We start from the raw sequence: 26,447 nt of genomic DNA, 5'->3' as shown, positions 1-26,447 counted from the left end.
CGGTGGCGCAGCGGCGCCTCGTCCAGGGCCGCGCGCACGGCCGGGAGGGCGAAGGGCCGACCCCAGCAGTAGCGCTGGCTGGGGTCGAAGGCGTCGCGCCGCTGGGCCCACCAAGAGCGGAGGGCCTCGGGGTCGGGGAGGCGCACGGCGAGGTCCTCGTGGGGGACCAGCTCGGCCTCGAGGGCGTCGTCTTCGAGGGCGGGGAGGGTCCGCTCGGGGTCGTCGCTGGGTCGTCGACCGCGGTCCAGCCACAGCGCGTCGTCCTCGACGGGGGCGCCGGCGATCCGGCACGCGACCTCGCCGGCGAGGCGGCCCAGGCTCGGGTGCTCGAGGAGCCGGGGCTCGAGCGCGGCCTCGAGCGCGCGGGGTCGGCCGCTCGAGCCGGCGGCCCACAGCGTGGCGGGGCCGGGGCGCTCGCGGAGCTGGGCCACGAGCCAGGCGTGCACGCTCGCGTCGCCGAGGCGGGCGAGCCAGTCGAGGGCCCAGCGCGAGGGGGAGGCCCGGGCCTCGGCGACGAGCGCGGGCCAGGCCCCCGGCAGGCCGTGGATGAGCCCGCAGTCGATCGCCGCGCGGCGCAGCTCGGGGTTCGCGTCTCCCATCCATCGAGTCAGCGCGGGCGCGAGGGCGGCCCGCCGGCTCGAGTCGCGGACGAAGCGGGCGAGCTCGGCGAGGGCGAGGGACAGCGCGGGGTCGGTGCGGTCCAGCCAGGCCTCGAGGGCGGCCCCCGGATCGGCGCCGCGGTCCGCGAGGGCGCCGATCCGACCGGCCACGACCGCCGCGTCGAGGCCCCCGAGGCCGCGCCCCAGCCACGGCGCCAGGCCCCGCCGACGGGTCCGCCCCAGGGCCGCGCGCAGCCCCTCGCGGGCGCGCCGGTCTCCCCGGACGCAGGCCGCGTCGAGGGCGTCGAGGACCCGGGCGCAGGCGGGCTCGTCCGCGCTCTCGAGGATCACGAAGGCCGCGGCCGCGGCCCGCTCGTGGTCATCCTCGACCTCGCCCTCGGCGAGGGCCGGGAGCAGGAGCTTGGCGAGCGCGGCCTCGCCCCCGACGCGCAGGCCGTCGACGTGGGCGAGGAGGCGGCGCTCGAGGCCGGCCTCGACCATCGCCAGGGTGTACTTGGGCGAGGCCATGGCGCGGGCGTGGGCCTCCAATAGAAACTCGACCTCGTCGAGGTGCTGCGCTTGGATGTCCCAGATGAGAGCGGCCATCGCTCGCTGCGCCATCAGGCCGGGCGGCTCGCTCGGTAGGCCCCCGGCGGCATCCCCTGTCCAGCGCTTGAAGGCGCGATAGAAGGTCGCCGGTTCGGAGTAGCCCAGGACCACGGCGACCTCTCCGATCGTCAGGCGATCGTCACCGAGGTACTCGATCGACAGGCACCGCCGGGCCTCGTCGAGCAGGGCGTCGAAGCTCATGCTGACAGCCTGCAGCTTGCGCTGGAGCGTGCGGGTGCTCGCGCAGACGCGCTGGGCCGCGGCGCCGAGCGTCGGCCGGCGGCAGTGACGGAGCTCGTCGACGATGTACTCGCGGACGACGTCGAGCTGCTCGCCGCGCGTCGGGAGCTGCCGCAACAGCGCGCGCGAGCGCGTCTCGAGGTAAGTCTCGAGCCCAGTCGGCTGGGCGCGCACGGGGGCGCTCCACCAGCGCCGGTCGACCTCCAGCGAGATCCGCGGCGCGTCAAATGTCGGGACCACGCCGAAGCTCGCGCGGTAGCGTTCGGGCTCGGCCAGCGGCGGGTGAGGCAGCTCCACGGCGAGGGCGTCCACGCGCGCGCCGGTCAGCTCTCGGAGCAGCCGCATCCAGTAGGCGAGGCCCGCGACGATCATGTGCGGCAGCTGCATGGCGATCGCCAGGGGCGGGTGCTCGACGACGAGCTTGTCGGGCTCGAGCCGCGTCACCTTGAAGGGGGTGTCGAGGAGCAGGCGCTGGAAGCGGGTCTGCTGCATCATGGCGTCCTCGACCGTCGCGCTGTGGGTCATGAGCATGCCGAGGACTCCGAGCCGGCTCAGCTCGAAGCCGTCTCCAAAGCCGAGGCCGAAGTCGCCGGCGACTCCGCGCTCGTGGATCCGTCGCCACACGCCCCAGTGCGCGGGGAAGGGGACGCGGGTGTCTGGGCTCGGGGGCCGGGCCTCAGACCAGCCGACCTCGGCGAGCAGGTCCGGGAGCGGAACGTTGGCCGCGTGGCCGTGCTCGATCAGCCGGGCCGTGATCGCGGCCATGATCGTACCGTCAACTACGGACTCCCCCACGTAAACGTTGTCTGCGAGCTTCGAGTCGCGCATGGGGCCTCGTCGACCCCAATCCTATCAGACGAGCAGAAGTTGGCGCCTGCTGCCAATGACGGGGCCGCCTCTCCGGGTCAGTGTCTGCAGGTGGTACGCAAACAGCTCGAACAGCTCAAAGACAGCCTGATCCCCATCAAGGGGCTCCACCACAGCGCCAACCGTTGCCGGGACGCCGAGGAGACGCGCGCCTTTTACGAGGATTTTCTCGGCTTGCCGCTCGCGTGCTCGCTGCGGCGCGATCGGACCGAGGCGGGCGTCGAGACGCCGCTCTTGCATATCTTCTTTCAGATGCGTGACGGGTCTTACCTCGCCTTCTTTGAGCTACCGGAGGTCGAATTCGAATTCACGGAGCAGGATCCCTCGGATCTGCACATCGCCCTCGAGGTCGGCGCGCTGGCGATGAAGGCGATCCAGATCAAGGCCAAGGCCGTCGGCCTCGAGTTTCACGGCCCCGCGGAGCTCGAGGCGTTGACGTCGATCTATTTTCGTGACCCCAACGGCTACGTCGTCGAGCTCACCACCAAGAAGGACGAGCACGATGAAGTGATGGACCCCGAGCGCAACGACGCCCGCGGGATCCTCGACGCGTGGCAAGCGGAGAAGCAGACCTCGGCCTGACTCGCGGGCTTGGGCCCCGAGGCGGGGGGCTCGGGCACGACCTGCGGTAGAGTCTCCTGGCGCGACCCGTCCGAGCGCGTCTCGTGGAGCTGCGCCCGCGCTCGGGTCGTTCTCCGGACCCCCCGAGGTCCCGCCCATGTACGCCCGACTCCCCCCCCTCCGCTACGTGCTGACCCTGTCCGGGGGCATCGACGCCGCCTGGCAGGTCCTGTCCTTCTCGATCACCGAGGCCCTCGACCACCCCTACACGGCGACGGTCGAGGCCGTCGCCGCCATCGAGTACCCCGAGGTCGAGTCTTGCCTGGGCCGCTCGGCCGCGCTGCTCATCGCCCGCGGGGCGCAGGCGCAGGCCTTGTGCGGGGTGGTCTCGCGCGTGGACTACCTGGCCTTCGAGCGGGGCGAGCTACACCTGCGCTTTCACATCGCGTCGGCGCTGGGCATCCTGGACCAGCGGGTGAACTCGCGGATCTGGCAAAACCACAGCGTCCGCGAGATCGTCGGACAGGTCCTGGGTGAGGGCTTGGGCGAGTACGGCCGCGAGCTCGACCTGGGCGAGACCCAGCGCGGCGACGAGCGCCGGGACTACTGCGTGCAGTACCGCGAGTCGGACTTCGCCTTCGTCTCGCGCCTCCTCGAAGAGGAGGGGATCTGCTACGCCTTCGAGCACGACGCCGAGAGCCAGCGCGAGACCGTGGTCCTGCGCGACGACAACGCCCAGTACGGCGAGCTCGACAACTTTGGCCACGGCAGCGAGCTCCCGGTGATCCTCAGCAACCCGGGGGAGGCCGACGTCGAGTCGATCCAGGGCTTCGAGTGGAGCGCGGCGATGACCAGCACGGGGGTGCTGCGCCGGGACTTCGACTGGTTGACGCAGCCCCAGCTGGTCTCGGCGAGCGTCGGCGAGGCCGACGACCACGGCCGCGAGCGCCGGCGCTTCGACCACGGCCAGCGCCGCTTCATCGTCGACGACCTGCGCGAGCGCATCGACGATCGCCACGCGGCCGAGGGCCTCGGCGCCCGGGTGCTGCGCGGGCACGGCAACGCGACCGCCATGCGCCCGGGGCTGCGCTTCGTGCTCCGCGACGACGCGCACCACGACTTCGAGGTGGAGTACCTGATCACCCGCGTCGAGCACCGCGGCGGGGAGTCTCGCGAGGAGCCGCGCGAAGGACCGACGGCGACCTACGCCAACCGCTTCGAGTGCGTGCCCTACGAGCTGCCCCACCGACCGGTGGCCAAGACGCCCAAGCCCCGGGAATTCGGCCCGCAGACGGCGATCGTCACCGGCCCCGCGAGCGAGGAGATCCACACCGACGAGCACGGGCGGGTCAAGGTCCAGTTCTACTGGGAGGAGCAGGCCGACTACGACGCCGAGGCCTCGTGCTGGATCCGCTGCGCGCAGCAGTGGGCGGGGGTCGGCTGGGGGGCCCAGTTCATCCCCCGGGTCGGCATGGAGGTCGTGGTCGAGTTCCTCGAGGGCAACCCGGACCGCCCCCTGGTCACGGGCTGCGTCTACAACAGCGAGCGCCCGACCCCCTTCCTCCTGCCCCAGCGCAAGACCCAGAGCGGGTGGCGCACGGACTCCTCCCCCGGCGGCGCGGGCTTCAACGAGCTGCGCTTCGAGGACGCCGCCGGGGCCGAGGAAATTTACCTCCACGGCGAGCGCGACTGGTCCATCGAGATCGAGAACGACAAGCGCCAGCAGGTCGGCCGGGACGAGCAGCTGACGGTGGTCCGGGAGCGCACCAAGGCCGTCGGGGTCAACGAGCGCTTCGTCGTCGGGGTCAACCTCGAGGGCAGCGTGGGGGTCCACCACTCGCTCACCGTCGGCCGGGACCAGAGCGTCAGCGTGGGCGGCGAGAACAACCTGCGCGTGGGCGGGAACGTCATCTGGGACATCGCCAAGGACCTGCGCCTGCGCGTGGGCGAGGACATCGAGCAGTCGGTCAGCGCCGAGATGCACACCAGCGTCGGCAGCCACTACACCCTCGACGTGGGCGGGGACGCGACCACGACGATCACCGGGGACCACGGCGTCCAGGCCAGCAGCGCCACCCTCGCCACCTCCGCCGACCTGAGCTTGTCGAGCGACGGCAAGCTCCGCCTCGAGGCGGGCGATCGGATGACGGTCAAGGGCGAGGAGAAGCTCATCGTCGAGGCCGCCAAGAAGCTCACCCTGCGCTGCGGCGACGCGTCGTTGACCTTGAGCGAGGACGGCAAGGTCACCATCAAGGGTAGCGATATCAAGATCAAAGGCTCGGGCAACGTATCGGTCAAAGGCCAGAGCGTCGCGGACAACTAGCTAGGTCCTCAACCACAGGACGGTTGCGGTTTTTGTGGGTGTGCGCAATGATCGAGAAATGGCGCGCGTTGATGGTCGTGGGTGGGTCCTGGTCGTGGCGGCGGCGACGCTGGGCTGCCATCAGTTCAACCCCGACTTCGCGCGCGGCGAGGACGGGGCGGACGAGGGGGGCGCGGGGACGGAGACCCCAACGGAGACCGAAAGCGGCGAGCAGGGGGAGCAGGGCGGATCGAGCTCGACGGACAGCTCGGGCGCCGAGGCGACCACGTCGACGGAGGAGAGCTCGACTGGCTCATCGTCGACGGGCACGGGTTCGGAGGGCTCCAGCGAAGAACAGGGCTCGACCTCGACGGAGGAGGGGGGCAGCTCCGAGGAGGGCCTCGTCGACACCAGCGAGGGCCCCCTCGACACTGGCGAGGGCCTCCCCCTCGACGAGGGCTTCGACCTCGACACCGGGAACACGGCCTGTGTTCCGCTCGTGGCCGAGGACGAGTGTCAGGAGTGCGCCGCGGCCGAGTGTTGCGAGTACTACGAGCTGTGCTCCCAGCCGACCAAGTGCAGCTGCTTCGTGCAGTGCGTGGGCGAAGGGGGCACGGTGGTCGCGTGCATGGTGGACTGCGGGCAGCCCGAGCTCGGCGACACCGAGGCGGGGGCCTTGGCGCTGTGCGTGCTCGAGGCCTGCTCGACCCCATGCAGCCTCTAGAGGCTGTAGGGGAAGGGCCGCAGGGGCTGGCCCGAGCCGCGGCGCCGGGCCCGATCGGCGTTGAACCACGGGCTGACGTGGACCCCCTCGATCTGCGCGCCGTAGTTGATGTCGCCGGTGTCGAGCGGCGCCCACTGGCCGAAGTAGCTGTAGTCCATGTCGCCGCGTCCAGGCCTGCGCTGGGGCTGAATGAAGAAGCTCAGCTGCAGCCGGGCCTCCCCGTCGGCGGACCCGGACGCGTCGGCGGCCCCAGCTTCGCGCAGCGCGGCGACGAGGCAGTCCTGGCCGGGCGCGTCGAAGTTGGCCTGCTCGGCGAACTCCGTGGCGTCGAGGTCCCCGTCAGCCCAGCGCAGGTCGAGGGCGACGCGCTCGAGCTCGCCGGCCTGGCCCCGCCCGAGGGCGTTCTCGTAGCAGGCCTCGAGGGCCGGGCGAGAGCGCCGCAAGGCGGCGACGGTCTCGCGCCCGACGGCCTGCAGCTGGCCCTTGGAGACCCAGCCGCGCACGAGCACGCGGGTCGGGTTGAAGGGCTCGCCGGGATCGTTGAACAGGGACACGCCGACGTAGCGTGAGGACCGGAGGTTGCGCATCACCTTGGGGTCGTCGAGGCGGGCCCAGGGGATGGTGTCGACCTCGATCTCCCAGACCGGGGCGTCGGGGCGGGAGCGGGCCGCGCTCGCGCGCTGGCCGGCGATGGCGTCGGCGGTCTCGCGGGTCAGCGCGCTGAGCTCGTCGTGCACGTTGCGGGGCTGCTCCTGGTCGCGGCGCAGCTGGAACTCCGCGAGCAAGGCGTAGATCGACTCGCGCTCACCGGCCGCGTCGGGCAGCAGGCGCTCGTGTCGGACCAGGTAGCGCTCGAGCATGTCCTCGCCCTCGTCGAGGGTGCTCGCGTCGCCGCCGACGTCGTAGCTGCCGATGCGCGCCCAGGCGACGTGTTGGATGAGCAGGTGGCGCAGGTCGTCGGCGGAGGCGTCCTGGGGCAGGTCGAGCAGGAGCTGGGCGAAGCCCTGGGCCGCGTCCTCGTAGGCGCCCCGCTCGAACAGGCTCAGGGCGAGCATGAAGCGGGTCTCGAGCTCGCGCTGGCTGACGCTCGGCTCCGCCGCGGTTGCCTCTCGCTCGGCTGGCTGCGCGGTCGCGGACTCGACGGCCCCGGCCTGGCAGGCGCATGAAACGGACAGTAAGGTCGACAGTGTCGCAGTGGAGCTTCGCATCGTGATCAGTCAAGCGCGCCCGACTGCACGTCTCCAGCAGGGCAACCCCGGTTTCGATCGGGGAGGTTCGTCGCGTGCTCGCTCGCTCGACGGCGGGGTTCCCCTCGGCGAGGGCGAAGACTCCCCCGATGTCAGCCTGCTTACAGCTCGTCGAGGGCTTCGCGGGCGCGAAGGGCCGCGGCTCGGAGGCTCTCGGGGGTGGATCCGGGGGCCTCGGCGAGGGTCGCGTCGACGTGGCGCCGGGCGGGCGCGGCCGCGGGCCCCAGGACCGCGAGCCAGTCCATGAAGGCCTCGCGGCGCGTGTTGTTGACCCGGACGGCGGCGGGTTTGAACAGGACCTTGCGAAGGGCGGGGGCGCTGGCAGGACCGATCGCCGCGAGGGTCCGGAGCGCGGACTCGGGGCGCGGGTCCTTGGGGCGCACGGGGGGCCGCAAGAACCACAGGAGATCGTCGAGCAGAACGCTCGCGTCCGGGCCGAGGCGCTGGGCAAGCTCGAAGCTGGCCGCGCGCGCTCGAGCTCTCGTCCCACAGCCCGCGGATCAAGGACGCGCGCTGGCTCGCCGAGAGCGGCCGTGTCTGGGTCAGGAGTCTTTGAAGGTGGCGGGTCCGGACCTTCGAGGGCCCGCGGCAGCAGGCGACGCGGATCCGCTCGCCGCACATGCTCGCTCGCGCACCATGAAACTCGCTGTCGAGTCTTTGCAAAACTGGAGACCCCGGACGCACCTTCGCGCGGCTGTTCAGCTAGCCGTGGGCCGGGGCTCGCGCTTGCCCCACGGCTTTTGGACCGAGGCGTGGAGCACGAAGCCCAGGATGAGAATTTGCGTGACCCCGAGGATGCCCACGCCGACGTCGATGAAGGCAAAGCGCGGCGTGGCCGAGGCGGCCGCGCCGTGGTCCCGCGCGAGGGCCTCGAGCTCGTTGATCCACGGCCCGATGACCGACGCGCCGACGGTCAGCAAGAGGGCCGTGAGCACGATCTTGACGGCGACCCACCAGTAGCGAAAGAAGCCCCACGGGGTCTTCCAGGACAACAGCAGGCCCGAGAGGGCTGACAGGCCGCAGCTGCCGATGATCACGAAGTCGTCGACGAGCTTGACCGCCAGGCAAAAGGCGTGAAAGGCCGCGTCGCCCTGGGCCTGGGAGGGGCGGGCGAAGCTCAGGACCATCATCGCCACGGCGGCCCCGAGCCACAGCATCGACGCGAGGATGTGGACCCACAAGGTCCACTTGCGCGCGCGCTTGCTCAGCAGCTTCCTGGGCGCGGTCACGGGGGCTCCGCAGCTGGGGGGTCCAGGGTATCCATGGCGCCCGCGTAGCGGACGACGAGGCCGACGAGGGGCAGGGCGATGCGCACGTCGACGAGCCACTGACCGTCTCGGGCCTCGGAGTCCGCGACCTGGGCGGTGACGCGGGGGGAGAGGGCGCGGGGCAGGGGCAGGCCGAGCACGCTCGTGCGCCGGTGCTCGAAGGTCATCGCGCCCCCGTCCACGCGCAGGTCGAAGTGCAGGTAGATCGGACCCACGGCCTCGACGAGGTGGGGCCCCGCGCGCCACTGCCGGGTGCGCAGGGCGTGGCCGTCGAAGCTCCGGTCCCAGCGCTCGAGGGCGCGGCCGGAGTCGACGTGGACCGCGAGCTGGACGTCCACGCCCGCGCCGGCCTTGGGCGCGCGCATCAGCCAAGCAGCCACGCGGGCGAGGGCGCTCGCGCCGTGGGTCACGCGGACCTCGCCGCGGGCGCGGCCGCCCTCGCGCTGGCTATGGAAGCCGCGCAAGGTCGGGCCGAGCTCCGCGAAGCGGTCGCCGAGGACGGCGGCGTACAGCGAGGGCGACATGCGACGCCCATGGCCCTAACACGGCCGGGCGTGCACGGGAAGCGCCCAGCTCAGCTCTCGGGCTCGGGCTCGGGCTTGGGCTCGGGCTCGGGCCCCCGCCGCGAGACCAGGGCGATGGCGTCCTCGACGATGAGGTAGAGCGAGGGCACGAGCAGCAGCACGACCACGGTCGCCGCGAGCACGCCGAAGGCCAGGCTGATCGCCATGGGGATCAGAAAGCGCGCCTGCATGGACGTCTCGGCCAGCATCGGCACGAGGCCGAAGAAGGTGGTCAGGCTGGTCAGCAAGATGGGCCGAAAGCGCTGGATGCCGCCGCCGAGGACGGCGTCGAAGGCCGAGAGCGATGGGTCCGCGAGCCGGGCCTTGTTGGTCGCGTCGATGAGCACCAGCGAGTCATTGACGACGACGCCGGACAGGGCGATGAGCCCGAACATGCTCATCAGCGACAGCCCGTAGCCCATCAGCGCGTGGCCTGCGATGGCGCCCACGAAGCCGAAGGGGATGACCATCATGATGATCACCGGCTGGACGTAGCTGCGGAAGGGGATGGCCAGCAGGGCGTAGATGAGCAGGAGGGCGAGGAGGTAGCCGCGGCCGAGGGCGGCGAAGGTCTCGCGCTGCTCTCGCTGGGCGCCGACCATCTCGATATCGAGCTCGGGGTAGCGCGCGCGCAGGTCGTCGAACACGCCCTCGTCGAGGGCCTCGAGCACGGGCCGGGGGCTGGGCACGCCGGGGGCGAGCTCGGCGGACACGACGACCTTGCGGCGGCCGTCCTCGCGCTCGATGGAGGTCGGGGCGAGGCCGCGCTCGAGGTCGACGAGGCGCCCGAGGGGGACGAACTCCCCGGCCGGGCTGCGGATCATCAAGGCCTCGAGGTCGTGCTCGGTGCGGCGCTCGTCCTCGGGCAGGCGCGTCATGATCTTGAGCTCGTTGCGCCCGCGCTGCTCACGGACCGCCTCGGCGCCGTAGAAGGCCGCGCGCAGCTGGGCCGCGACCATCTCGGCCGAGAAGCCCAGGCCCCTGGCCTCGTCGCTCAGGCGGAAGTCGAGCTGGGGCTTGCCGCTGACGTAGCCGTTTTCGATGTTGGTCAGCTCGGCGTAGCTCGACAGGGTCTCGGTGAGCTCGCCGGCGACGGCCGCGAGGGCCTGCTCGTCGGCGCTGAGCACCTGGATGGCGACGGCGTCGCCCGCCCCGGGCCCGGACGCGGCGGTGAAGCGGATCGACTCAACCTCGTGGAGCTCGCCGGTGCGCGTGCGCCAGTCGTCGAGGAATTGCTCGGCCGTGAAGTCGCGCTCGCCCGAGGGCACGAGGGCGACCTCGAAGGCGATGAGGTGACTGCCGGACTCGGCCTCGACCGCCCCAGGCCCGGCCCCGGGGGCGCTCTGGCCCACGCGGGTGTAGACCCCGCGGACCTTGGCCTCGCCCCCGAACTCGTCGATGGTCTGCCCGAGGCTCGCCTGCAGCTGTTCGCCGACGGCCTCGGTGCGGGCCAGGGCCACGCCGTAGGGCAGCCGGACTTGCACGGTGACCAGGTCGCCCTCGATCTGCGGGAAGAAGTTGAAGGGTACGGCGCCCGAGGCCACGAAGGCGACGGTCAGCACGAGCACGGACAGGGCCCCGGCCATGGCCAGGTAGCGCAGGCGCATGAAGGCTTTGACGACGGGGGTGTAGACCTTGGCGATGAAGGTCGCGAGGCCCGAGGCGACGCCGTCTTGGAGCTTGCCGAACACGCCGACGATGCCGCGCCGGGGCAGGCGGCTGCTCTCGCCGCGGGCGTCGGGGGTGTGGGCGAGGTGGGCAGGGAGGATGAAGAAGCTCTCGATCAGCGAGATGATCAGCACCGCGATGACCACCATGGGGATCATCTCGAACACCTTGCCCATGGTCCCGGGGACGAAGAGCATGGGCATGAACGCGGCGATGGTCGTGAGGATGGCGAAGGTGATCGGCCCGGCCATGTCGCGGGCGGCGAGGATCGCCGCGGCCATCGGGGCGTGGCCCTCCTGGCGGTAGGCGTGGGTCCGCTCGCCGACCACGATGGCGTCGTCGACGACCATGCCCAGGGTCACGATGAAGGCGAACAAGGTGATCATGTTGATCGACAGGTCCGTGCCGCCGAGGACCACGAAGGCGCCCATGAAGGAGATGGGGATGCCCAGGGACACCCAAAAGGCCAGGCGCAGGTCGAGGAAGAGGGCGAGCACGAGCAGGACCAGGAGCAGGCCCATGCCCGCGTTCTTGGTCAGCAAGCTGATGCGGTCGTCGAGGACCTCGCTGTCGTCCTGCCACACGCTGACCTCGACCTCGGGGGGCAGCTGTGCGCGCAGCCCTTCGGCGGTCTCTCGGACGGCCGCGGCCACGGCCGTGGGCGTCTCGTCGCCGGTGCGGTAGGCCGTGACGCGCACGGCGGGCTTGCCGTTGTAGAGCGAGTACTGCTTGCTGTCCTCGTAGCCGTCGGTGATGGTCGCGATGTCGCCCAGGCGCAGCTCGCCGCCGCCCCGGGTGCCGCGGAGGATGAGCTCGGAGATGGCCTGGCCGGTGGAGCGGCGGTCGCTGACGCGCACGCGGATCTCCCCGCTGTCGGACTCGAGGGCGCCAGCGGGCAGCTCGAGGCTGGCGCTGCCGATCTCGCGGGCGACCTCGTCGAGGGTCAGGCCGTAGCGCTCGAGCTCGGCGCGGGGGACCTCCACGGACAGCTCGAGGGCTGGCACGCCCTCGAGCTCGACCTGGGTGATGTCCTCGTGCTGGAGCAGGCGCATGCGCGCGTCCTCGGCGATGGCGTGGAGGTCCTGGAGCTCGTGGTCGCCGGACAGGATCAGGCTGACGACCTGGCTGCGGCGCTTGGCCAGGCTGACCACGGGCTCCTCGGCCTCGACGGGGAAGGTGGTGACCCGGTCGACCTCGTTCTTGACGTCGGCGAGGACCTCCTGGGGGTTGGCGTCGAGGAGCAGGGACACGGCCACGGTGCCGCTGCCCTCCCGGGCCGTCGAGTCGACGCGCTTGACCCCGTCGATGCCCCGGACCTTCTCCTCGACGGCGAGGATGATGCTCTGCTCGACCTCCCCCGGGCTGGCGCCGGGGTAGGCGACGGTGACGTTGACCTGGTCGAGGTCGAACTCGGGGAACACCTCCTGCTTGGCGCTGAGGATGCCCAGGCCGCCCGCGACGATGAGCACGAGCATGAGCAAGTTGGCGGCGACGTTGTTGCGGACCATCCACGCGAGGGGGCCGCTGCCCAGTTCTTGGGCTTGCCCGCTGGCGAGGTCGTTGGGCTCAGTCATGGTCGGCCTCCGGCTCGTCGGCGTCGGCGTCGGCGTCGGTCTCGGTCCGGACTTGCATGCCCTCGAGGGCGGCGGGGGAGGGCCGGCGGACGACCTGTAGGCCGCGCTGTTCGGCGGCCTCGGCCCACTCGGCGCTCAGGCTCTCGGGGCGCACGAAGATCGAGTCCGCGTCGGTCCACGCGATGTCGAGGTCGAGCCGGCGCAGGCGCTCGTCCTCGTCGACGAGCCACACCCGGCGGCCCTCGACGAGGGCGTCGCGGGGGAACTGCAGGGCGCGGGTCGGTCGGGGCGACTCGAAGGCGAGGGTCACGAAGGCGCCGGGCAGCAGGGCCGCGCTGGTCTCGGGCTCCCGGACCACGCGGATGATCAGCTCGGCCTTGCGCGTGTCCGTGTCGATGTTTGCGCCCAGGCGCAGGGCTTCGCCGGTCACGCTCACGGTGCCGCCGCGGCCGGTGGGCAGCTGCATGTGGATCGGGCTGCCCTCGCCGTCCTCGCGCTCGGCGGCGAGGTCGAGGGCGTCGAGGGCGTCGATGCGCAGGGGGGCGCGGACCCACAGCTCGTCGGCGGCGACGAGGGAGGCGAGCTGGCTGCCCTGGCTGACGACCTGCCCGGCCTCGACCTGCTCAGAGGTCACGAGGGCGTCGAAGGGGGCGCGGATGGCCGTGCGGCGCAGGTCGAGCTTGGCCCGCTCGACGGCGGCCTTGCGCAGGTCGACCATGGCCTCGGCGGACGCGAGCTGGGGCCCGCGGCTGGCCAGGCGCCCAGACTCGTCTTGGTCGCCGCCCCCGTAGCGCTCCCACTCGCGCTTGGCCGAGCGGCCCCGGCCGCGCTCGAGCTCGAGCTCGGCCTCGGCCTGGGCGAGCTCGGCCTTGGCCTGGTTCAGCGCGATGGTGTAGGCGCGGGCCTCGATGCGGACCAGCACCTCGCCCTCGCGCACGCGCCCGCCCTCGTCGAGCTGCTCGGCCACGAACACGACCTTGCCCCCGACCTCGGGCACGAGGGTCAGGGCGCGGGTGGCCTCGGCGACGCCGTTGGCCTCGACGCGGGTGCGGTGCTCGGCGACGCGGAGGGTGTCGACGCGAACCAGCGGTGGTTGGCTCTCGGGCGCCCGGGCGTGGGCGTCCTCGGGGCCCTCGATCAGCACGACGGCCGCGGCGACGCTGCCGGCGACGAGGGTCAGGGGGAGGACGAGGTGGGTGAGGAGCTTGTGCATGGCGCGGTTCTCCTAGGTGGTGGCTGGGGCGAGGGCCCGCTGGAGGTCGATGTGCGCGGTGATCAGGTCTCGCCGCGCGGTGATCAGGTTGAGCTCGGCCTGTTGGCGGCTGGTCAGGGCGGACAGCAGGTTGAGCACGTCGGCGTCACCCTCGAAGTAGCGCTCGCGCAGGGCGAGGTAGGTCTGCTCGGCGACCTCGAGCTCGGCGAGGGAGGCCTCGACGATGGCGAGGCGCTCGCCCTGGGCCGCGCGGGCGTCGGCGACCTGGCGCTGGGCCTCGAGGCGCACGCGCGCGACCTCGTTGCGCGAGCTGGCGGTCTGGGCCTCGCGCTGGCGCAGGGCCCCGATGCGCTGGCCGCCCGCAAAGATCGGCACGGACAAGCTGGCGCCGGCGCCCCAGTACCACTGGTCGCTGACCTCGCTGATCGCAAAGGCCTGGATGCCCGCGTTCGCGGACACGCTCAGGCTGGGGGCGAACTCGCGGCGGGCGACCTTCTCGCGGCGCTCGGCCGCGCGGACCCGGTGCTCGGCCGCGACCATGTCGGGGCGGCGGTCGAGGGCGAGCTCGGCGTCCTCGGCGCCCGCGGCCAGGAGCAGCTCGGGCAGGGCGTCGGCGCTCTCGTGCTGCGTGTCGGGGGACTCGGCGAGGAGCACGGCGAGCTGCTGCGAGAAGGCCCGGACCTGGGCCTGGGCCTGGGGCCGCAGGGTCTGGGTCGAGGCGAGCTGCTGGCGCTGCTGGAGCAGGTCCGTCGCCCGGGCGCCGCCGTCGGCGAGGCGCTGCTGGGTCAGCTCGACGAGGGCCTCGACCGTGGCGATTTGTTCATCGACCACGCGCAGCCGGGCCCGGGCGGCGACGAGGTCGTAGTAGGCCTGGGTGATCGACGAGGCGATGGTCACCTGGCTCGACGCGTGCTCGGCCCGGGCCGCGCTGCGATCGTCGCGGCTGGCTCGCAGGTCGAGGACGCGGCGCCCGGTCAGGTCGAGCTCGAGCGACACGTTGAGCACGCTCGAGCCCGTCCAGTAGACGTCGGGCGGGGGCTCGGCGTTGGGGTCTCCGCCGCTGGGCAGGCCGCCAAACTGAAAGCCCAGGCTCGCCGTCGGCCCGAGGTTGATGGTGCTGTCCCAGCTGACCCGCGGCAGCAGGGGCGCGCGCTGTTGAGTGATCGCCGCTTCGGACTCGGCGACGCGCAATTCGGCCGCGCGCACGTCGAGGTTCTGGCTGAGCCCGGCCTCGACGAGGGCGTCGAGGTGCGCGTCCTCGAAGCCCTGCCACCACTGGGCGCTGCCTTGCTCGAGGCGCAGGGCCTCGGCCTGCGTCGGTCGATCGGGCTGGGGTTCCCCGGGCCCTTCGGGGCTCGAGGCAAGGCTCGGCTGTGCGATGGCCATGCCCGTCAGGGCGACCACCACGAGTGCGGTGCTCGGAAGGCCCATGGCCTCCTCCTTGAATGGTGCCGACTACGGCAGTTGAACGATCAAAAGGGCGGCGCGCGGCCGCCAGGACTCAGCCGGGTTTCATGCCCGACCAAAACAGCTCGACCGTGCGCTCGGGGTAGTCGTCGCCGACCTCCGGCGCGCGATCGCCAAGGATGTGTTGCAGGTTGTGGCGGCTGTGCATGGCGCCCATGAAGGCCATCGCGGCGGCCTCCGGGCTCGCGATCTTCGCGCGGCCTTGCTCGTGCAAGGTTGCGAAGAAGCGGGTCATGGTGGCGTGCACGCGGCAGGGCAGGGGCTCGCCGGGGAAGTGCTCGAGCATGGACTCGGGGGTGATGCCCGAGGCCCGGAGCACGGCGATGGCCGGCATCATGCGGCCGAAGAACTGTTCGATCTCGCGGATGATCTGCAGCAGCTGCTCGGGCACCGGGCGCGCGTCGGGCCCGGCGTTGATGCGCTCGATCCACGGCGGCGCGCCCTGGGGCATCAAGGCGCGGATCATCAGCTCCTGCTTGGTCGAGAAGCGCTTGAACAGGGCGGCCTGGGATACGCCGAGGGCCTCGGCGATGCGCGACGTCGAGAGCTTGGGACCGTGCTCCAAGAACAGGGCTCGTGCGGTGTCGAGCAGGTCTTGGTCGGTGAAGGTTCGCGGGCGCATGGGACGAGCTCGCACGGAGGCGGCGGGGGCGGGGACGGGGTCCCCAGTTAGTTTGTGCTTGATTACTTACCGCAACCCCAAAGGTCTGCAAGGTTTATTTTTGAGCACTCACTTACTTTGTAATTGTCCATTTAAATCAATGGTTTATCGACGTGTTCGAAACTCTTCCTCGTCCAACCAGGCGGCCTCGATGCACCGCGCGGCCGCCTCGGGGGTGCATCCGTTGAGCCCCGCGCCCCACGCCGCGTTCGCCTCGACCAGGACCCATCGGGCGCTGCGCTCGGGTCCTTCGCGCACCCGACCGAGGTCGAGGACGCAGCTTCGCGGTACCAAGGGATGGGCGGCGATGCGCTCGGCGAGGGCGATGGCCGCCTCGAGCTCGCCGGGCCCGAGCTCGCCCTCGTAGGCGGCGGCCGAGAGCACGCGATCGTCGAGGACGAAGCTCCGGACCTCCGCGTCGATGTCGACGACCGTCGACAGCAGCACGCCGGTGTCACCGGGCAGGTCCCGCGCGACTTCGCGGACGACGCTGGCGCTCGCGTACACGCCGGCCGTGAACAGCTTGGGCGCGGCCGACTTGGCGAACACGGGCCTGACAAAGCCGGCGGGGAGCTCGTCGAGCGCGTCGCGGGGTCGTCAGGGCGACGCGGCGACCGAGGACCGCGGCGTCGAGGTGGACGAGCAGGTCGTCCGGCGGAGACAGCTCGCGAAGATCGAGCTTTTGGGCGAGGACCAGGCAAAAGGTGTCGTTGCCGTAGGGGCGCAGGCCTGCCTCGGGGAGCGGGGGCGGGTCCCAAAAGCGGCCCAGGCGGACGACTCGGCCGCCGGCGGATCGCCAGTGCTCGGCGACGGCGTCTCGCTCGGAGTCGCGGCGCTCGGGGACGAGCAGGACCTTGCCCGAGAGGGTCACGGCGCCAGCCTAACAGGCCGTCGGGGGCCGCCTGGCTAGCGTCGAGGTGCGGGGCTGATCCGCATGGTGACCCGCCGGCTGAGGTCGCGCGCGCGCTCGGCCACGTCGTAGGGCCAGGGGTAGGCCAGGCGCGGCCGCCCGCCCTCGACGCGATCGAGGATCCCCCGGGCCAGGCCCTTGGGTGTGCCGGTGGGGATGTAGCGGGTCAGCAGGCCGTCTCGCATCTGCCCGCGCGCCCGCGACTCGAGCTCGGAGCGCACCGGCCCGGGGTAGACGGTCACGACCCGGACCGGGCCATCGCCGAGCTCCATGCGGGTGATCTCCGAGGCCATGGCCAGCCCCGCCTTGGCGGCGCCGTAGTAGGCACAGCCGCGCAGCGGCGTGACGCCGGCCATGCTCGCGATGTTGACGACGGTGCCCCGCCTGCGCTCGATCATGCCGGGCAGCGCGAGCTCCATCAGCCGCAAGGGCGCGAGCAGGTCGACCTCGAGCAGGCGGCGGCCGAGGGCCCAGGGGGTCGCGGCGAAGGAGCAGACCTCCATGAAGCCCGCGCAGTTGATCAGCGCGTCGACGGGGCCGCGGGCGTCGACGAGGGCGGACCACGCGTCGGCGAGGGTCGAGAGCTCGGCGAGGTCCCACTGGCGCGCGGCCGCGTCGCCCCGCAGCGAGGCGGCGATCTGCTCTGCCCGCTCGCCGTCGAGGTCGACGAGGGTGATCCGGTCCGCGCCCCGACGCCTCAGCCACTCGCGGGCGGTCGCGGCCCCGATCGCCCCGGCCCCGCCGGTGATCAGCACGTGCTCGGCCATGGGCTTCAGCCCCACCCGATCGAGGGCGCCTGGGCCCGGGTGTCGAGGGCGAACCACAGCACGAGCACGCGGGCGGGCCCGGACTTCCACATCGCCGGGCCCAGGTAGAGGCCCGGCTCGACCTCGCGGATCTCGTCGTGGATGCGGGCGATCAGCCGGGGGTTGTCGCCCAGGTCGTAGTCGAGGACGACGGTGGGCTCGCCGTCGATGGCCGAGGCCTCGACCCGGGTCTCGAAGGGGAAGAGCAGGTGGCGGCCGCCGAGGTGGACGCGGTTGATGCCGCGGCCCTGGGTCGCCGCCGGACCGGCGCTCGAGAAGCTCTTGCCGCCCCAGGGGAAGAAGGGGGCCGCGGCGAGGGAGCGGAGCGGGCCGCGGGTGAGGCCGCGCTCGAGGCCACGCACCGCCAGCATGCGGCCGGCGGGGTTGCCATCGAGGACGGCGAGGGACTCGGGCACGGCCCCGGCCCGGTACATGGACTCGAGGCGCGCGCCGTCGTGTCGGGCGAGCTGATCCAGCGGGCCCGAAGCGACGGGCGAATGACGGGGAGGGGACTCGACGGTGGCTTGGGCGGTGTTCATGGGCTCTCCTGTACGCGGGCGCAGCTTCGCCACGCCATGTCTCGCGCCGCGTCGACGGCACGTTGATCGACCTCGAGGTGCCCGTCCCGCTCGGCCTTCATGACGCCGACGAAGCCTCCCCAGATGAAGGCCATGGCGACGTCGACGGGCAGGGCGGGCTCGAACACGCCGAGCTCTCGGAGCTGGAGGACCATCACCGCGACCGGCGCGAGCACGGTGCGCTCGAGGTGGCGGCTGGTCTCGTCGAGGTAGCGGTGGTGGTCTTGGAGCTCGAGGAAGCGGAAGGCCTCGGGCTGCTCGCGGGCGAAGCGGTAGAGCCGGGCCCAGAACTCGTCGAACAGCGGGCGCGGGGCTTGCTCGAGGTCGAGCCCCTCGAACAGCGCCTCGCCCAGGGCCTGCTTGGCGCGGCGGAACACCGCGTTGACCAGCGCTTCCTTGTTGTCGAAGAAGCGGTAGATGGTGCCGGCGGCCACCCGGGCTCGCTCGGCGACCGGCGGAACGGCCGTGCCCGCGTAGCCGCGCTCCGCGAACAGGGCGGTCGCCGCGTCCAGGATGCGGGCGTGTTTGTCGGCCTTGTTGGCCTCAGTTCGGGATTTGGGAGCGGATTTCACAGATTATGAATGAATGTTCATTTATTATGAGTGAGCTGTCAAGGTCTCCGTGACGAGCGCTGCGGCGCTGCTAGCGTTTCGCCCGTGCGCTGGGCCATCCAGACCAACCTCGGCAGCCGCTCCGACGCCGAAGCCCTCGCGGCGGTGTGTCGCGCCCAGGGCCACGCGGTCGCGCCGATCGTGCGCCCACCCTTCTCCGACGCGGCGCCCGAGCTCGACACCGACGAGGCGACGGTGTTCTACGGCAGCTCGAGCTTGATCGACTCCGTGGTCCGCGACGGACGCTGGCGACCGGGAGCCTGGGCCCTCGACGACGACTACGCGAGCTGGATCGAGCGCTACGGCGCCCACATGCTCAACGTGGACGCGCGCTTTTTGAGCCTCGAGGAGCTCGCCGCGGACGCGGAGCTGGCGAACTCCGAGGCCCTTCGCTTTTGCCGGCCGAGCGCGGACTCCAAGCTCATCGCGGGCCAGGTCGACTCGGGGGCGGCCCTGGTCGCCTGGGCGCGGCGGGTCCTCGCCCTGGAAGACGCGTCCATGGACCCGGACACCAAGCTGATGCTCGCCGAGCCCGTCGGCTTGAGCGACGAGTGGCGGACCTTCGTCGTCGACGGTCGCGTCGTCGCGGGCAGCCACTACCGCAGCTACCAGCGCCTCGAGGTCTCGCCCGATCTGCCCGGGGAGGTCGTCGCGTTCACCGAGGCCTTGCTCGCTCGCGGCTCGCCTGCGCCGGTGGTGGTCGTCGACATCGCGCGCTCGGGCTCGGGGCTCTACGTGGTCGAGTTCAACGGCTTCAACAGCTCGGGCTTTTACGCCGCGGAGCTCTCGGCGATCGTCGCCGCGGTCAGCGAGCGCGCGTGAGCCTCTGTCTACTTTGCCGTCGTGGACGACGCCATTGCCGTCGTGGACGACGCCACGCCCTCCCTGCCCCACGTCCACGACTCACCGGCGCTCGACGAGCTCGAGGCCTCGGGTCGCCGCGAGGTCTCGGGCGACGCGACGCAGCGCCCGGCTGGGGCCGTGCATGCCGTCGCTCGGCAAGTCGAGCTCCAGGGCGGTCCACTCCCTGGCCGCGCGGCGCAGGGTCAGGCCCTCGCGCTTGCCGGGGCGGGGGGACAAGAAGGCGCGCTCGAGCGCGGGGCAGGAGCGCTCGAGCACGCTGACGAGGCCGGGGAGGGCGTCGGCGTCGGTGTTGGCGAGGACCAGCTCGAGGCTGCGCAGGCGCTGGCCCAGGGGGCCGGCGAGCATCGAGCGGACCTGCGGGGTGGGGAGGTCGAGCTCCGAGCGCAGGCGCAGGTGCTCGAGCTTGGGGAGGGGGAGGCAGCGAGCCAGGCCGACGAGGAAGGCGGCGGACAGGTTGCCGTCGCGGTCGAGGGCGAGGTTGCGCCAGCTGTCCTGGAGCTCGAGGCGGAGGGTCTCGACGCCGGGCCAGCGCGGTCGACCGCGGCGGCGCGTGGCGAACAGCTGCGGGGCGAGGAAGGCGTCGAGGCCGAGCTCGCGCAGGGCGGGCAAGGGGGCGCGCTCGAGCAGGGCCAGGGGCGGGTTGAGGAGCACCTCGACCGTCGACCAGGTGGGATCGTCGGCGATGGCCTCGAGCTCGAAGGCCTTGCTCGTGACCCGGGCGGCGTGCAGGAAGCCGCCTCGGAACGCGCGGTCGCGCTGGACCAGCGCCGGGCCGAGCGTGCCGATCCACGCGCTGCCGTGCTCGCGGAGCAAGGCGTTGGCGCGGGCTTTGTGGGTCCGGGTCGCGCGGCCGTGGATCTCGGCGAGCTGCAGGGCGATGAACTCGCCCCGGGGGTCGCCGCGGGACAGCAGCCAGTCCGCGTAGATCTGGCGGTGCTCGAGCGCGCCGGGGTTGGCATGGACGGCGTCGAGGAGCGCGCGGGCTTGGGCCTCGGCGTCGAGGCTCGCGGCGGCGAGGGCCTCGACGGCTTCGGCGACGCGCGCGAGCTGCTTGGTCTGGGCTTCGCCTGGCCGGGTAGCGAGAGGCGCCAGAGCCTCGCGCACGCGCAGGATGCTGCGCTCGCGCATGCGCTCGAGTCGCTCGCCCATGCTCGTGTCCAGGGCGACGGTCGCTCGCTCGAGTCGCCGGATGACCCGCGGGTCGGCGTGGCGCGGGAGCAGGCGGTGGACCTGGGTCCAGAACTTGCCGGCGGAGGTGTAGGGCGGCCGCTCGATGCAGTCGAGCACCCGCGCGGCGATGCGCGGGTCGGGGCGGCGCGCGGCGAGGGCGAGGACGCGCTCTCGAGAGCGGACGGCGTTGTCGTCGGTGAGGTGCTCGAGGAGCTCGGGGAGGGCGACGGGGTCGGCCTCGGCGGCCTGCTCGAGCCATCGCTGGTGACGTTCGCCGGGCCGGAGCGCGCCCAGGGTTCGGGGTCGCTGGGCCGCGAGGGCGTCGGACAGGGCCTCGATCTGCGCCGCGAGCTCGGGCGCCCGGAGCTCGGCCCAGGCCGCGAGCAGAGCCCCGAGGGCCGCGTCGCCCCGGCGCGCACGCAGGAGCCGCTCGGCCTCGGTCAGCTTGGCGGTGAGCGCCCCGTCCATCTCCCCGTTCATGCCGGGCTACGACTCCGAGCGGATGGCCTGGCCGGGGGACAGGCGTCCGTCTCGAACGGACAAGAGCTGGTGCCGCTCGAGCCCTGCGAGGGGAACGCCAGTTCCTTCAGGTGACGTTCGTCCCAAGCTTCGATCAAGCTGCGGCACACGGCGCTGGCGTGCACGCGGCATCCGTAGCGCCGCTGGAGCTCGGCGCATCCGCCCGCGTGATCGCTGTGCACGTGGGTGAGCAGGATGTCGCGCAGCGCCGCGATGGGCTGGCCCGTCGCGGCCTCGAAGGCCTCGATGAGCTCGGCGATCCCGGTGCAGTAGCCGGTGTCGATGAGCACCGGGGCCTGCGCGCCGCGGGTGATCATCACGACGTTGCCGTGCAACCAGCCCCCGCACGAACACGCGCAGGTTCGGAGCGACCTCGATGAGCTCCCCGGCCATGAGGCCTTGTAGCCTCCGCTGCGCCGAAGCTCAATCGCCGCCCGCGTCGGGTTTCACCGCAGGCGCCCAACGCTCGGCTTCGGCCATCGCCTTGTCGAGCAGGCCGTAGAAGGCCCGCTCCTTGGTGATGTGGAAGCCCCGCGCCTTGGCGCCGGCGAGGAAGGTCTCGACGGCGGCGGCCTCGGGGGTGCCCGAGTGCGCGGCGATGAAGGCCTCGTAGGAGGCGCGCAGCTCGGGCTCCACGGTGCACTCGAGGAAGTAGGTGTGCTCGATGGTCGCGCAGCGCTCGAGGTAGGTCGAGAGCACCGCGCGGCTGCGCTCTTGGTCGCCCCAGACCTCGCCCGAGGGGCCCTCGGCGAGGGCGGTCCACTTGGCGAGCTGGGCCGGCCCGTCGACGGTCGCGCCCTCGCGCAGGCGCACCCACGCCGGGCTGGGCCGGCCGGTGAGGTCCTCGGCGTAGCCCCGGAGCTCGAGGTAGGCCTGGCCCTGGGGCGAGAGCGCGGGGCTGAGGTGCTCGCGCAGGCCCGCGTAGTCGAGGGTGGCCGCGGTGATCATCTCGTCGCCCTCGTAAAAGCCCACGCCGAGGGCCGAGAGCGCGTCGAGGCGCTCGCGCTCCGCGGCCGAGAGGTCGTGCTCGTAGCCCATGGCGTACTCGAGGCTGGTCGCGCTCGTGCCCTCGATGGCGTCGAGGTCCAGGCGCCCGACGAGGGGGTCGGCCCACTCGATGAAGGCGTCGATGGCCGCGCGCTGGGTGGCCGCGTCGTCGGGGTCGAGGCCCGGCCGCGCCGCCAGGAAGCTCTCGAGTCCGCGCTCGAGCAGGGCCAGGCGCGCGCTGTTGTCGAGCTCGAGATCCTCGTGGTGCTTGCCCTCGGTCAGCGCGTTGAGCTGCTCGGCGATGGGGCGCGTGTCCCGAGGCGGGGCGGGCTCGGCCTTGCTCTCTTGGGTCTTGCTCTCTTGGGTCTTGCTGGCCTCGGGCTTCGGAGCGGACGCGTTCTCCGAGGCTGTGGGGGCCGCGTCCGAGTCGCAGCCGGCAGCGGCGAGGATCAGGGAGAGGCACAGGCTGGCGCGGGCAGTCCGCTTGGAAAGACGGGGCACCCCGGGAGTGTGGCGCGGCGCGGCGCGGGAAGCCTCCCCACGTACGGAGAGGATCCACATTACGGCGGGATTACGAGGCGCGCGACTCAGCCCTGCACGAACACCCGCAAGATCCGGCGCTCGAGCTCGGTCTCGGAGTGATGGTCGACGAGCCAGCCCCACGCCGCGTGGGCGAGGACGAGGCGCCCGCCGCTGACGCGCCGCGCCGCGTGCCCGTCGATGAGGCTCCAGCGGCCGAGGGAGCAGTCGGCGAACAGCTGGTCGATGTCGCCGTTGGCCACGTAGGTGGTGATGGCCTCGGGGCCGGCGTCGCAGACCACGGACCAGGCCGCGAGGGAGTCGGCGTCGTGGGCGAAGGGCTCGAGGGCGACGAGGCTGACCTGGCTGGGGGCGACGGCGGCGACGGCCCGGAAGGCCTCGAGCATGGGCAGGGGCAGGCGCTCTTCCTCGAGCTCGGCGAAGGCCAGGGCGGCCAGGGCGGCGCGCTGATCGTCGGGGACGGTGTGGAGGCCGTCCATGGCCTGCGTGGCCGCGTCGACGGCTTCGTCCTCGAGGCCAGGGAGGGCGGTGGCGACCCACCAGGTGCGCAGGCCGAGGAGCGCGGCGCCGAGGGCCGCGAGGCCTGCGAGGGCGAGGCGCTTGCGTCGACGCGCGGCGGCGTTGAAGTCGGCCAGGGGATCGTCGTCGGCGTCGGACATGCTTCAGCTCCTACTGACGAAGCTGCGGTGGCCTTCGGGGCCTTCGCAGGGCGCGAGCCCGAGGGCGGTGAGGGTCGCCTGGTCGCGCTCGTTCCAGGGACGCAAGGGGACGACGACGGCCTCGAACGGCCAGGTCGCGAGCCAGTCGAGCACGGCCCCGAGGAGGGCGGCGGTCTCGGGCAGGGCCTCGTCGATGACCCAAAAGGCGAGCTGCGCCCCCGTGGTCCACGGCTCGACGTAGACGCAGCCGATGCATCGCCGGGCGCGGAGCAGGGAGTAGGCGTAGGCCTCGCGGCGCTCGTACTCGCGGTAGTGCTCGGCCAGATCGCGGCGGTTGTCGTCGAGGCCAAAGCCCTCCGGCGGCCAGCCGTTCCAGTCGAGCTCCGCGGCCAGGCGAGCGCGGCAGCTCGTGAACGCGGCGAGGTCGAGCTCGGCGAGGTGGGGGGCGAGGGGAGTCAGCCACAGCGCGTCGCCCTGGGGCGGGGCCGGCGGGCAAAAGCCGGGGCGCCACGCGGGGCCGTCGTGGGGCGCTCGGACACGCATGGCGACGATCTAACATGGCGCGGCGATTGCGTGGACCGGCGCTTTGCCCCATGGTGGAGGGGTGTCGAGGGTCGCGCGAGTGGGGGTCGTCCTGGGGCTTTGTTTGGGCGTCGTCGCGTCGTTGCGCCCGGGCGAGGCCAGAGCTCAGGAGCCCTCGAGCGCGGAGGGGCCGACGCAGGAGGCGCTACGCGAGGCCTGGGGCCACCGCGAAGCGGGGAGGCGCCACTCCCTCGGCGAGGAGGGGGGCGACCCAGAGGGCTTCGAGCGCTGCGCCGAGGCCCACGTGGCGCTCTACGAGGCCTACCCCGACAGCGATCGGGCTGACATGCTGCTGTGGAACGCGGCCGAGTGCGCCGGCGCGGCGGGGCTCCACGCGCGGGAGGTCGAGCTGCGCGAGCGCATGCTCGAGCGCTTCCCGACCAGCGACTATCGCCGCGACACCCTGTTCTACCTGGCCGAGATCATGCAGGCCGTGGCGAAGTTCGAGGACTCGGCGGCGCTCTACGAGCAGGGCGCCGCCGAGTTTCCCAAGGACCTCGCGGCCGCGCCCGCCCTCAACAACGCCTACCTGTTCCGCCTCGGGCTCGGCGACGAGGAGGCCGCCAAGGCCAACCTCGACGCGTGGGTGCGGCTGTACAAACGCAAGGATCCCAAGCGCGCGGCGGCGATGGTGTGGTCCTGGCAGGCGCAGCTCGAGTCCGATCGCAAGCGACGCGCGTACGCCGAGAAGTATCTCGAGGTCTACGGCAGCAAGGGAGGCTTGGATCGGCGCGTGCACGCCGAGGCCGTCATCGCGCAGATCGACTGGCGGAGCTCGTGCTCGGAGCCGCTGCTCCTCGATCTGTGCGTGACCCTTCGCCGGAAGGCGCCGCACCCGAGCGCGCGGGCGCTCGAGGAGGCCCAGGCGCGCGTCGAGGCCCGCGCCGCGGGGAAGACTCGGCGGCGCGACTGGTCGCCGCCAGCCACGGCGGCGCTGGCCGAGTCGACTTGGCGTCGGCCCAAGCGCTGCGGCGACGCGTCGCTGGGCGTGTACACCCGGCACAAACGCAAGGCTCGCCTGGCCGAGCGGGCGCAGACGCGCTTCACCAAGATCCTGAAGCTGGTCCGGCAGGGCGGGCGGAAGATCGAGATCCCCGCCGAGGACCCGCGCCGCGCCCAGGCCTTCGCCGACGCCTGGGCCATGGCGCTGGTCTACCGGGCCGACGCGGCGCTGGAGGACTACCTCGCCATGGCGATGCCCTCGGCGCTCGACTTTCACGCCCCCGCGCGCCCTGAGGGGGACGGAGTCTCGAAGGCGGACCGGGAGGCCTACCGCGCGGCCGTGCGCCGCCGCGACGAGTCACAGCGCGAGCTCGGCCGCTTCTTGGAGGACAAGCTGCGCCGCGGCGGGGAGCTGCGCGAGGCCTACGCCGAGGTCCGGTCGACGCGCAGCCTCGAGTGGACCCTGACGGCCGCGCATCGCTCGGGGATGGTCTCGCTCTCTTTCGGTGAGCAGCTTGCCGGCGCGGCCGTGCCGCGGGGGCTGCGAAGCCGGGACCAGGTCGAGAGCTACTGCGAGGCCCTCCAGGACGTCAGCGTCCCCTTGGTCGAGCAGGCGGCCGATGCCTACGTCTACTGCGTGGATCGGGCGACGCAGTACCAGTACTTCGTCCCTGCAGCCCGGGACTGCGAGCGCCTGCTCGCGCAGCTGCGCCCCTTCCATGGGATGTCGCCGATCGTCGAGCTGTTGGGGGAGCCCGGCTACCCGCCGGGCGAGGGGCCCACGCGCTTGCAGGTGGCGGGCTTGATCGCCGAGGATCCGACGGCGCCGAAGGAGTGAGCTTCAGGAGCTCGCGGCGTCGCGGAGCACGTCCAGGTAGGCGGTCAGCGCGTCGCCGTACATCCGCCCAACTTCGGGGGGCACGGCCACGGCCTCCGCCCCTTCGAGGACGAGGTTGTTCAAGGCAGGGCACGCGAGCAACGGCGAGAGGTCGACCAGCGAGGTGCACTGGCCCAGGTCGAGGACCTGGAGCTTCGGCAGCTTCGCCAGCGCGCGGATGTCCGCGAGCTGCTCGCAGCCCGAGAGCTGAAGCAGCTCGAGCTCGACGAGGGGCTCGAGGGCGTCGAGCGTGGTGAGCTCCGCGCTGCGGCGGAGCCACAGGTGGGTCAGCCCGGTGAGCTGGCTGAGCCCGAGGCTGTCTTCGAGCGCTCCCTCGCGCCACGTGAGGCTCAGCTCGCGCAGCGTGGCGAGCCCCGCGAGGGGCGTCAGGTCCTTGGCCTTGCGCGCGAGCGAGAGGGTGCGGAGCTTCGACAGGCCGGACAGCGCGCGGAGGTCGTCCAGGTTGTAGAGGCCCTCGAGGCTGAGCTCCTCGAGGGCCGTGAGCTTGGCGAGCGCGTCGACCCGGGGAAGGGCTCCGGACAGCGAGAGGTGGGTCAGCCCGGTGAAGTGCTCGAGGCCGTCGAGCGCCTCGAGGCCGTCGAAGCCCAGGAGCGAGAGCTCCCGGATGTGGGCGGAGTCGGCGGGGAGCTCGAAGCGTGCTTCGTCGTAGCGCCCGCGGATCGCCACCGAACCGAGGAGCGGCCAGCAAGGGTGGGGGAGCTCCTTGCTCTTCAGCTCCAGGCGGCGCACGCCAGGGCTCCAGCTGCGCACGGGTTCCTGCGCGAACGCCAGGGCCTCGGCTCGCTCCTCGCCCTCGAGCCCCTTGATGAACTTCACGA

The 26,447-nt window shown here is 72.3% G+C and carries 25 protein-coding genes; 5 read left to right on the top strand and 20 right to left on the bottom strand.

The window, feature by feature from the left end:
• Positions 1-2,213 (bottom strand): AraC family transcriptional regulator ligand-binding domain-containing protein (locus PPSIR1_RS25615; RefSeq protein WP_006974091.1); only part of this gene is annotated, 2,213 nt, incomplete at its 3' end.
• Here PPSIR1_RS25615 and PPSIR1_RS25610 point away from each other — a divergent pair.
• The 3 genes from PPSIR1_RS25610 to PPSIR1_RS25600 all read left to right on the top strand — a co-directional run bounded on the left by PPSIR1_RS25610 (position 2,175) and on the right by PPSIR1_RS25600 (position 5,902).
• Positions 2,175-2,897, top strand: coding sequence for a VOC family protein (locus PPSIR1_RS25610; RefSeq protein WP_198154608.1), 723 nt, complete (start codon positions 2,175-2,177; stop codon positions 2,895-2,897). The two genes, PPSIR1_RS25615 and PPSIR1_RS25610, sit on opposite strands and share 39 nt — an antisense overlap.
• A 136-nt stretch (positions 2,898-3,033) precedes the next feature.
• Positions 3,034-5,199, top strand: a complete 2,166-nt coding sequence (locus PPSIR1_RS25605; RefSeq protein ID WP_006974089.1) for a type VI secretion system Vgr family protein — start codon at positions 3,034-3,036, stop codon at positions 5,197-5,199.
• 58 nt (positions 5,200-5,257) lie between these two features.
• Positions 5,258-5,902 (top strand): hypothetical protein, encoded by a 645-nt coding sequence (locus PPSIR1_RS25600; RefSeq protein ID WP_045116732.1) that lies wholly within the window; start codon positions 5,258-5,260, stop codon positions 5,900-5,902.
• Here PPSIR1_RS25600 and PPSIR1_RS25595 read toward each other — a convergent pair.
• From PPSIR1_RS25595 to PPSIR1_RS25535, 13 genes are all read right to left on the bottom strand, one after another.
• Entirely contained in the window at positions 5,899-7,110 is a 1,212-nt protein-coding gene (locus tag PPSIR1_RS25595; protein ID WP_157595973.1) for a hypothetical protein, read from the bottom strand. The two genes, PPSIR1_RS25600 and PPSIR1_RS25595, sit on opposite strands and share 4 nt — an antisense overlap.
• Positions 7,111-7,250: 140 nt before the next feature.
• Positions 7,251-7,544 carry a hypothetical protein gene (locus tag PPSIR1_RS25590; RefSeq protein WP_157595972.1) on the bottom strand — a complete coding sequence of 98 codons (294 nt, stop codon included), beginning with the start codon at positions 7,542-7,544 and terminating at the stop codon, positions 7,251-7,253.
• A gap of 303 nt (positions 7,545-7,847) precedes the next feature.
• Complete coding sequence (locus PPSIR1_RS25585; protein ID WP_006974085.1) at positions 7,848-8,378, bottom strand: hypothetical protein; 531 nt, start codon at positions 8,376-8,378, stop codon at positions 7,848-7,850.
• Positions 8,375-8,941 carry a DUF4166 domain-containing protein gene (locus PPSIR1_RS25580; RefSeq protein WP_006974084.1) on the bottom strand — a complete coding sequence of 189 codons (567 nt, stop codon included), beginning with the start codon at positions 8,939-8,941 and terminating at the stop codon, positions 8,375-8,377. The genes PPSIR1_RS25585 and PPSIR1_RS25580 overlap by 4 nt, the downstream gene beginning before the upstream one ends.
• 50 nt (positions 8,942-8,991) lie before the next feature.
• Entirely contained in the window at positions 8,992-12,222 is a 3,231-nt protein-coding gene (locus tag PPSIR1_RS25575; protein WP_006974083.1) for an efflux RND transporter permease subunit, read from the bottom strand.
• Positions 12,215-13,435: an efflux RND transporter periplasmic adaptor subunit gene (locus PPSIR1_RS43805; RefSeq protein WP_006974082.1), complete on the bottom strand. Its 1,221-nt coding sequence runs from the start codon at positions 13,433-13,435 to the stop codon at positions 12,215-12,217. Before PPSIR1_RS43805 ends, PPSIR1_RS25575 begins: the two co-directional genes overlap by 8 nt.
• A gap of 12 nt (positions 13,436-13,447) precedes the next feature.
• The gene (locus PPSIR1_RS25565) at positions 13,448-14,866 is read right to left on the bottom strand and encodes a TolC family protein (RefSeq protein ID WP_006974081.1); all 1,419 of its coding nucleotides are present in this window, start codon (positions 14,864-14,866) and stop codon (positions 13,448-13,450) included.
• Positions 14,867-14,936: 70 nt separating this feature from the next.
• A complete protein-coding gene (locus PPSIR1_RS25560; RefSeq protein WP_006974080.1) occupies positions 14,937-15,524 on the bottom strand; it encodes a TetR/AcrR family transcriptional regulator in 588 nt (195 codons plus the stop codon).
• 144 nt (positions 15,525-15,668) lie between these two features.
• A complete protein-coding gene (locus PPSIR1_RS46520) occupies positions 15,669-16,112 on the bottom strand; it encodes an ATP-grasp domain-containing protein (protein WP_006974079.1) in 444 nt (147 codons plus the stop codon).
• Positions 16,018-16,434, bottom strand: coding sequence for a hypothetical protein (locus PPSIR1_RS48255; protein WP_006974078.1), 417 nt, complete (start codon positions 16,432-16,434; stop codon positions 16,018-16,020). Before PPSIR1_RS48255 ends, PPSIR1_RS46520 begins: the two co-directional genes overlap by 95 nt.
• 35 nt (positions 16,435-16,469) lie before the next feature.
• On the bottom strand, positions 16,470-17,240 hold the full coding sequence (locus PPSIR1_RS25545; protein WP_045116739.1) for an SDR family NAD(P)-dependent oxidoreductase: 771 nt from the start codon (positions 17,238-17,240) through the stop codon (positions 16,470-16,472).
• A gap of 5 nt (positions 17,241-17,245) precedes the next feature.
• Positions 17,246-17,818, bottom strand: a complete 573-nt coding sequence (locus PPSIR1_RS43800) for a hypothetical protein (RefSeq protein ID WP_006974076.1) — start codon at positions 17,816-17,818, stop codon at positions 17,246-17,248.
• Positions 17,815-18,429: a TetR/AcrR family transcriptional regulator gene (locus PPSIR1_RS25535; protein ID WP_006974075.1), complete on the bottom strand. Its 615-nt coding sequence runs from the start codon at positions 18,427-18,429 to the stop codon at positions 17,815-17,817. The genes PPSIR1_RS43800 and PPSIR1_RS25535 overlap by 4 nt, the downstream gene beginning before the upstream one ends.
• Positions 18,430-18,513: 84 nt before the next feature.
• On the opposite strand from PPSIR1_RS25535, the gene PPSIR1_RS25530 reads away from it, so the two are divergent.
• Entirely contained in the window at positions 18,514-19,290 is a 777-nt protein-coding gene (locus tag PPSIR1_RS25530; protein WP_006974074.1) for an ATP-grasp domain-containing protein, read from the top strand.
• 81 nt (positions 19,291-19,371) lie between these two features.
• Here PPSIR1_RS25530 and PPSIR1_RS25525 read toward each other — a convergent pair whose 3' ends face one another.
• The 5 genes from PPSIR1_RS25525 to PPSIR1_RS25505 all read right to left on the bottom strand — a co-directional run bounded on the left by PPSIR1_RS25525 (position 19,372) and on the right by PPSIR1_RS25505 (position 23,750).
• Complete coding sequence (locus PPSIR1_RS25525) at positions 19,372-20,982, bottom strand: TIGR02996 domain-containing protein (protein WP_006974073.1); 1,611 nt, start codon at positions 20,980-20,982, stop codon at positions 19,372-19,374.
• Positions 20,979-21,356 carry an MBL fold metallo-hydrolase gene (locus tag PPSIR1_RS25520; protein WP_006974072.1) on the bottom strand — a complete coding sequence of 126 codons (378 nt, stop codon included), beginning with the start codon at positions 21,354-21,356 and terminating at the stop codon, positions 20,979-20,981. The genes PPSIR1_RS25525 and PPSIR1_RS25520 overlap by 4 nt, the downstream gene beginning before the upstream one ends.
• A gap of 88 nt (positions 21,357-21,444) precedes the next feature.
• Positions 21,445-22,509, bottom strand: a complete 1,065-nt coding sequence (locus PPSIR1_RS25515; protein WP_006974071.1) for a hypothetical protein — start codon at positions 22,507-22,509, stop codon at positions 21,445-21,447.
• A gap of 86 nt (positions 22,510-22,595) precedes the next feature.
• Positions 22,596-23,207 (bottom strand): hypothetical protein, encoded by a 612-nt coding sequence (locus tag PPSIR1_RS25510; protein ID WP_006974070.1) that lies wholly within the window; start codon positions 23,205-23,207, stop codon positions 22,596-22,598.
• A gap of 3 nt (positions 23,208-23,210) precedes the next feature.
• Positions 23,211-23,750 (bottom strand): hypothetical protein, encoded by a 540-nt coding sequence (locus tag PPSIR1_RS25505; protein WP_006974069.1) that lies wholly within the window; start codon positions 23,748-23,750, stop codon positions 23,211-23,213.
• A 79-nt stretch (positions 23,751-23,829) separates the two neighbouring features.
• Here PPSIR1_RS25505 and PPSIR1_RS25500 point away from each other — a divergent pair, with 79 nt between their 5' ends.
• A complete protein-coding gene (locus tag PPSIR1_RS25500) occupies positions 23,830-25,569 on the top strand; it encodes a hypothetical protein (protein ID WP_157595971.1) in 1,740 nt (579 codons plus the stop codon).
• A gap of 3 nt (positions 25,570-25,572) precedes the next feature.
• Here the strand turns inward: PPSIR1_RS25500 and PPSIR1_RS25495 are convergent, their stop codons facing one another.
• Positions 25,573-26,445, bottom strand: coding sequence for a leucine-rich repeat domain-containing protein (locus PPSIR1_RS25495; protein ID WP_157595970.1), 873 nt, complete (start codon positions 26,443-26,445; stop codon positions 25,573-25,575).
• Positions 26,446-26,447: the final 2 nt, after the last annotated feature.

The sequence above is a fragment of the Plesiocystis pacifica SIR-1 genome, assembly GCF_000170895.1.
In the GTDB taxonomy this organism is placed as follows: domain Bacteria; phylum Myxococcota_A; class Polyangia; order Nannocystales; family Nannocystaceae; genus Plesiocystis; species Plesiocystis pacifica.
The sequence above is the reverse complement of the archived record's forward strand: the minus strand, read 5'-3'. Positions and strand labels throughout refer to the sequence as shown.

What these genes read in the sequence shown, in the direction of transcription:
- PPSIR1_RS25605 (WP_006974089.1), top strand. Translation starts at nt 3,034, where the DNA reads ATGTACGCCCGACTCCCCCCCCTCCGCTACGTGCTGACCCTGTCCGGG.
- PPSIR1_RS25600 (WP_045116732.1), top strand. Translation starts at nt 5,258, where the DNA reads ATGGCGCGCGTTGATGGTCGTGGGTGGGTCCTGGTCGTGGCGGCGGCG.
- PPSIR1_RS25595 (WP_157595973.1), bottom strand. Translation starts at nt 7,110, where the DNA reads ATGCGAAGCTCCACTGCGACACTGTCGACCTTACTGTCCGTTTCATGC.
- PPSIR1_RS25580 (WP_006974084.1), bottom strand. Translation starts at nt 8,941, where the DNA reads ATGTCGCCCTCGCTGTACGCCGCCGTCCTCGGCGACCGCTTCGCGGAG.
- PPSIR1_RS25575 (WP_006974083.1), bottom strand. Translation starts at nt 12,222, where the DNA reads ATGACTGAGCCCAACGACCTCGCCAGCGGGCAAGCCCAAGAACTGGGC.
- PPSIR1_RS43805 (WP_006974082.1), bottom strand. Translation starts at nt 13,435, where the DNA reads ATGCACAAGCTCCTCACCCACCTCGTCCTCCCCCTGACCCTCGTCGCC.
- PPSIR1_RS25565 (WP_006974081.1), bottom strand. Translation starts at nt 14,866, where the DNA reads ATGGGCCTTCCGAGCACCGCACTCGTGGTGGTCGCCCTGACGGGCATG.
- PPSIR1_RS25560 (WP_006974080.1), bottom strand. Translation starts at nt 15,524, where the DNA reads ATGCGCCCGCGAACCTTCACCGACCAAGACCTGCTCGACACCGCACGA.
- PPSIR1_RS25545 (WP_045116739.1), bottom strand. Translation starts at nt 17,240, where the DNA reads ATGGCCGAGCACGTGCTGATCACCGGCGGGGCCGGGGCGATCGGGGCC.
- PPSIR1_RS43800 (WP_006974076.1), bottom strand. Translation starts at nt 17,818, where the DNA reads ATGAACACCGCCCAAGCCACCGTCGAGTCCCCTCCCCGTCATTCGCCC.
- PPSIR1_RS25525 (WP_006974073.1), bottom strand. Translation starts at nt 20,982, where the DNA reads ATGAACGGGGAGATGGACGGGGCGCTCACCGCCAAGCTGACCGAGGCC.
- PPSIR1_RS25510 (WP_006974070.1), bottom strand. Translation starts at nt 23,207, where the DNA reads ATGTCCGACGCCGACGACGATCCCCTGGCCGACTTCAACGCCGCCGCG.
- PPSIR1_RS25505 (WP_006974069.1), bottom strand. Translation starts at nt 23,750, where the DNA reads ATGCGTGTCCGAGCGCCCCACGACGGCCCCGCGTGGCGCCCCGGCTTT.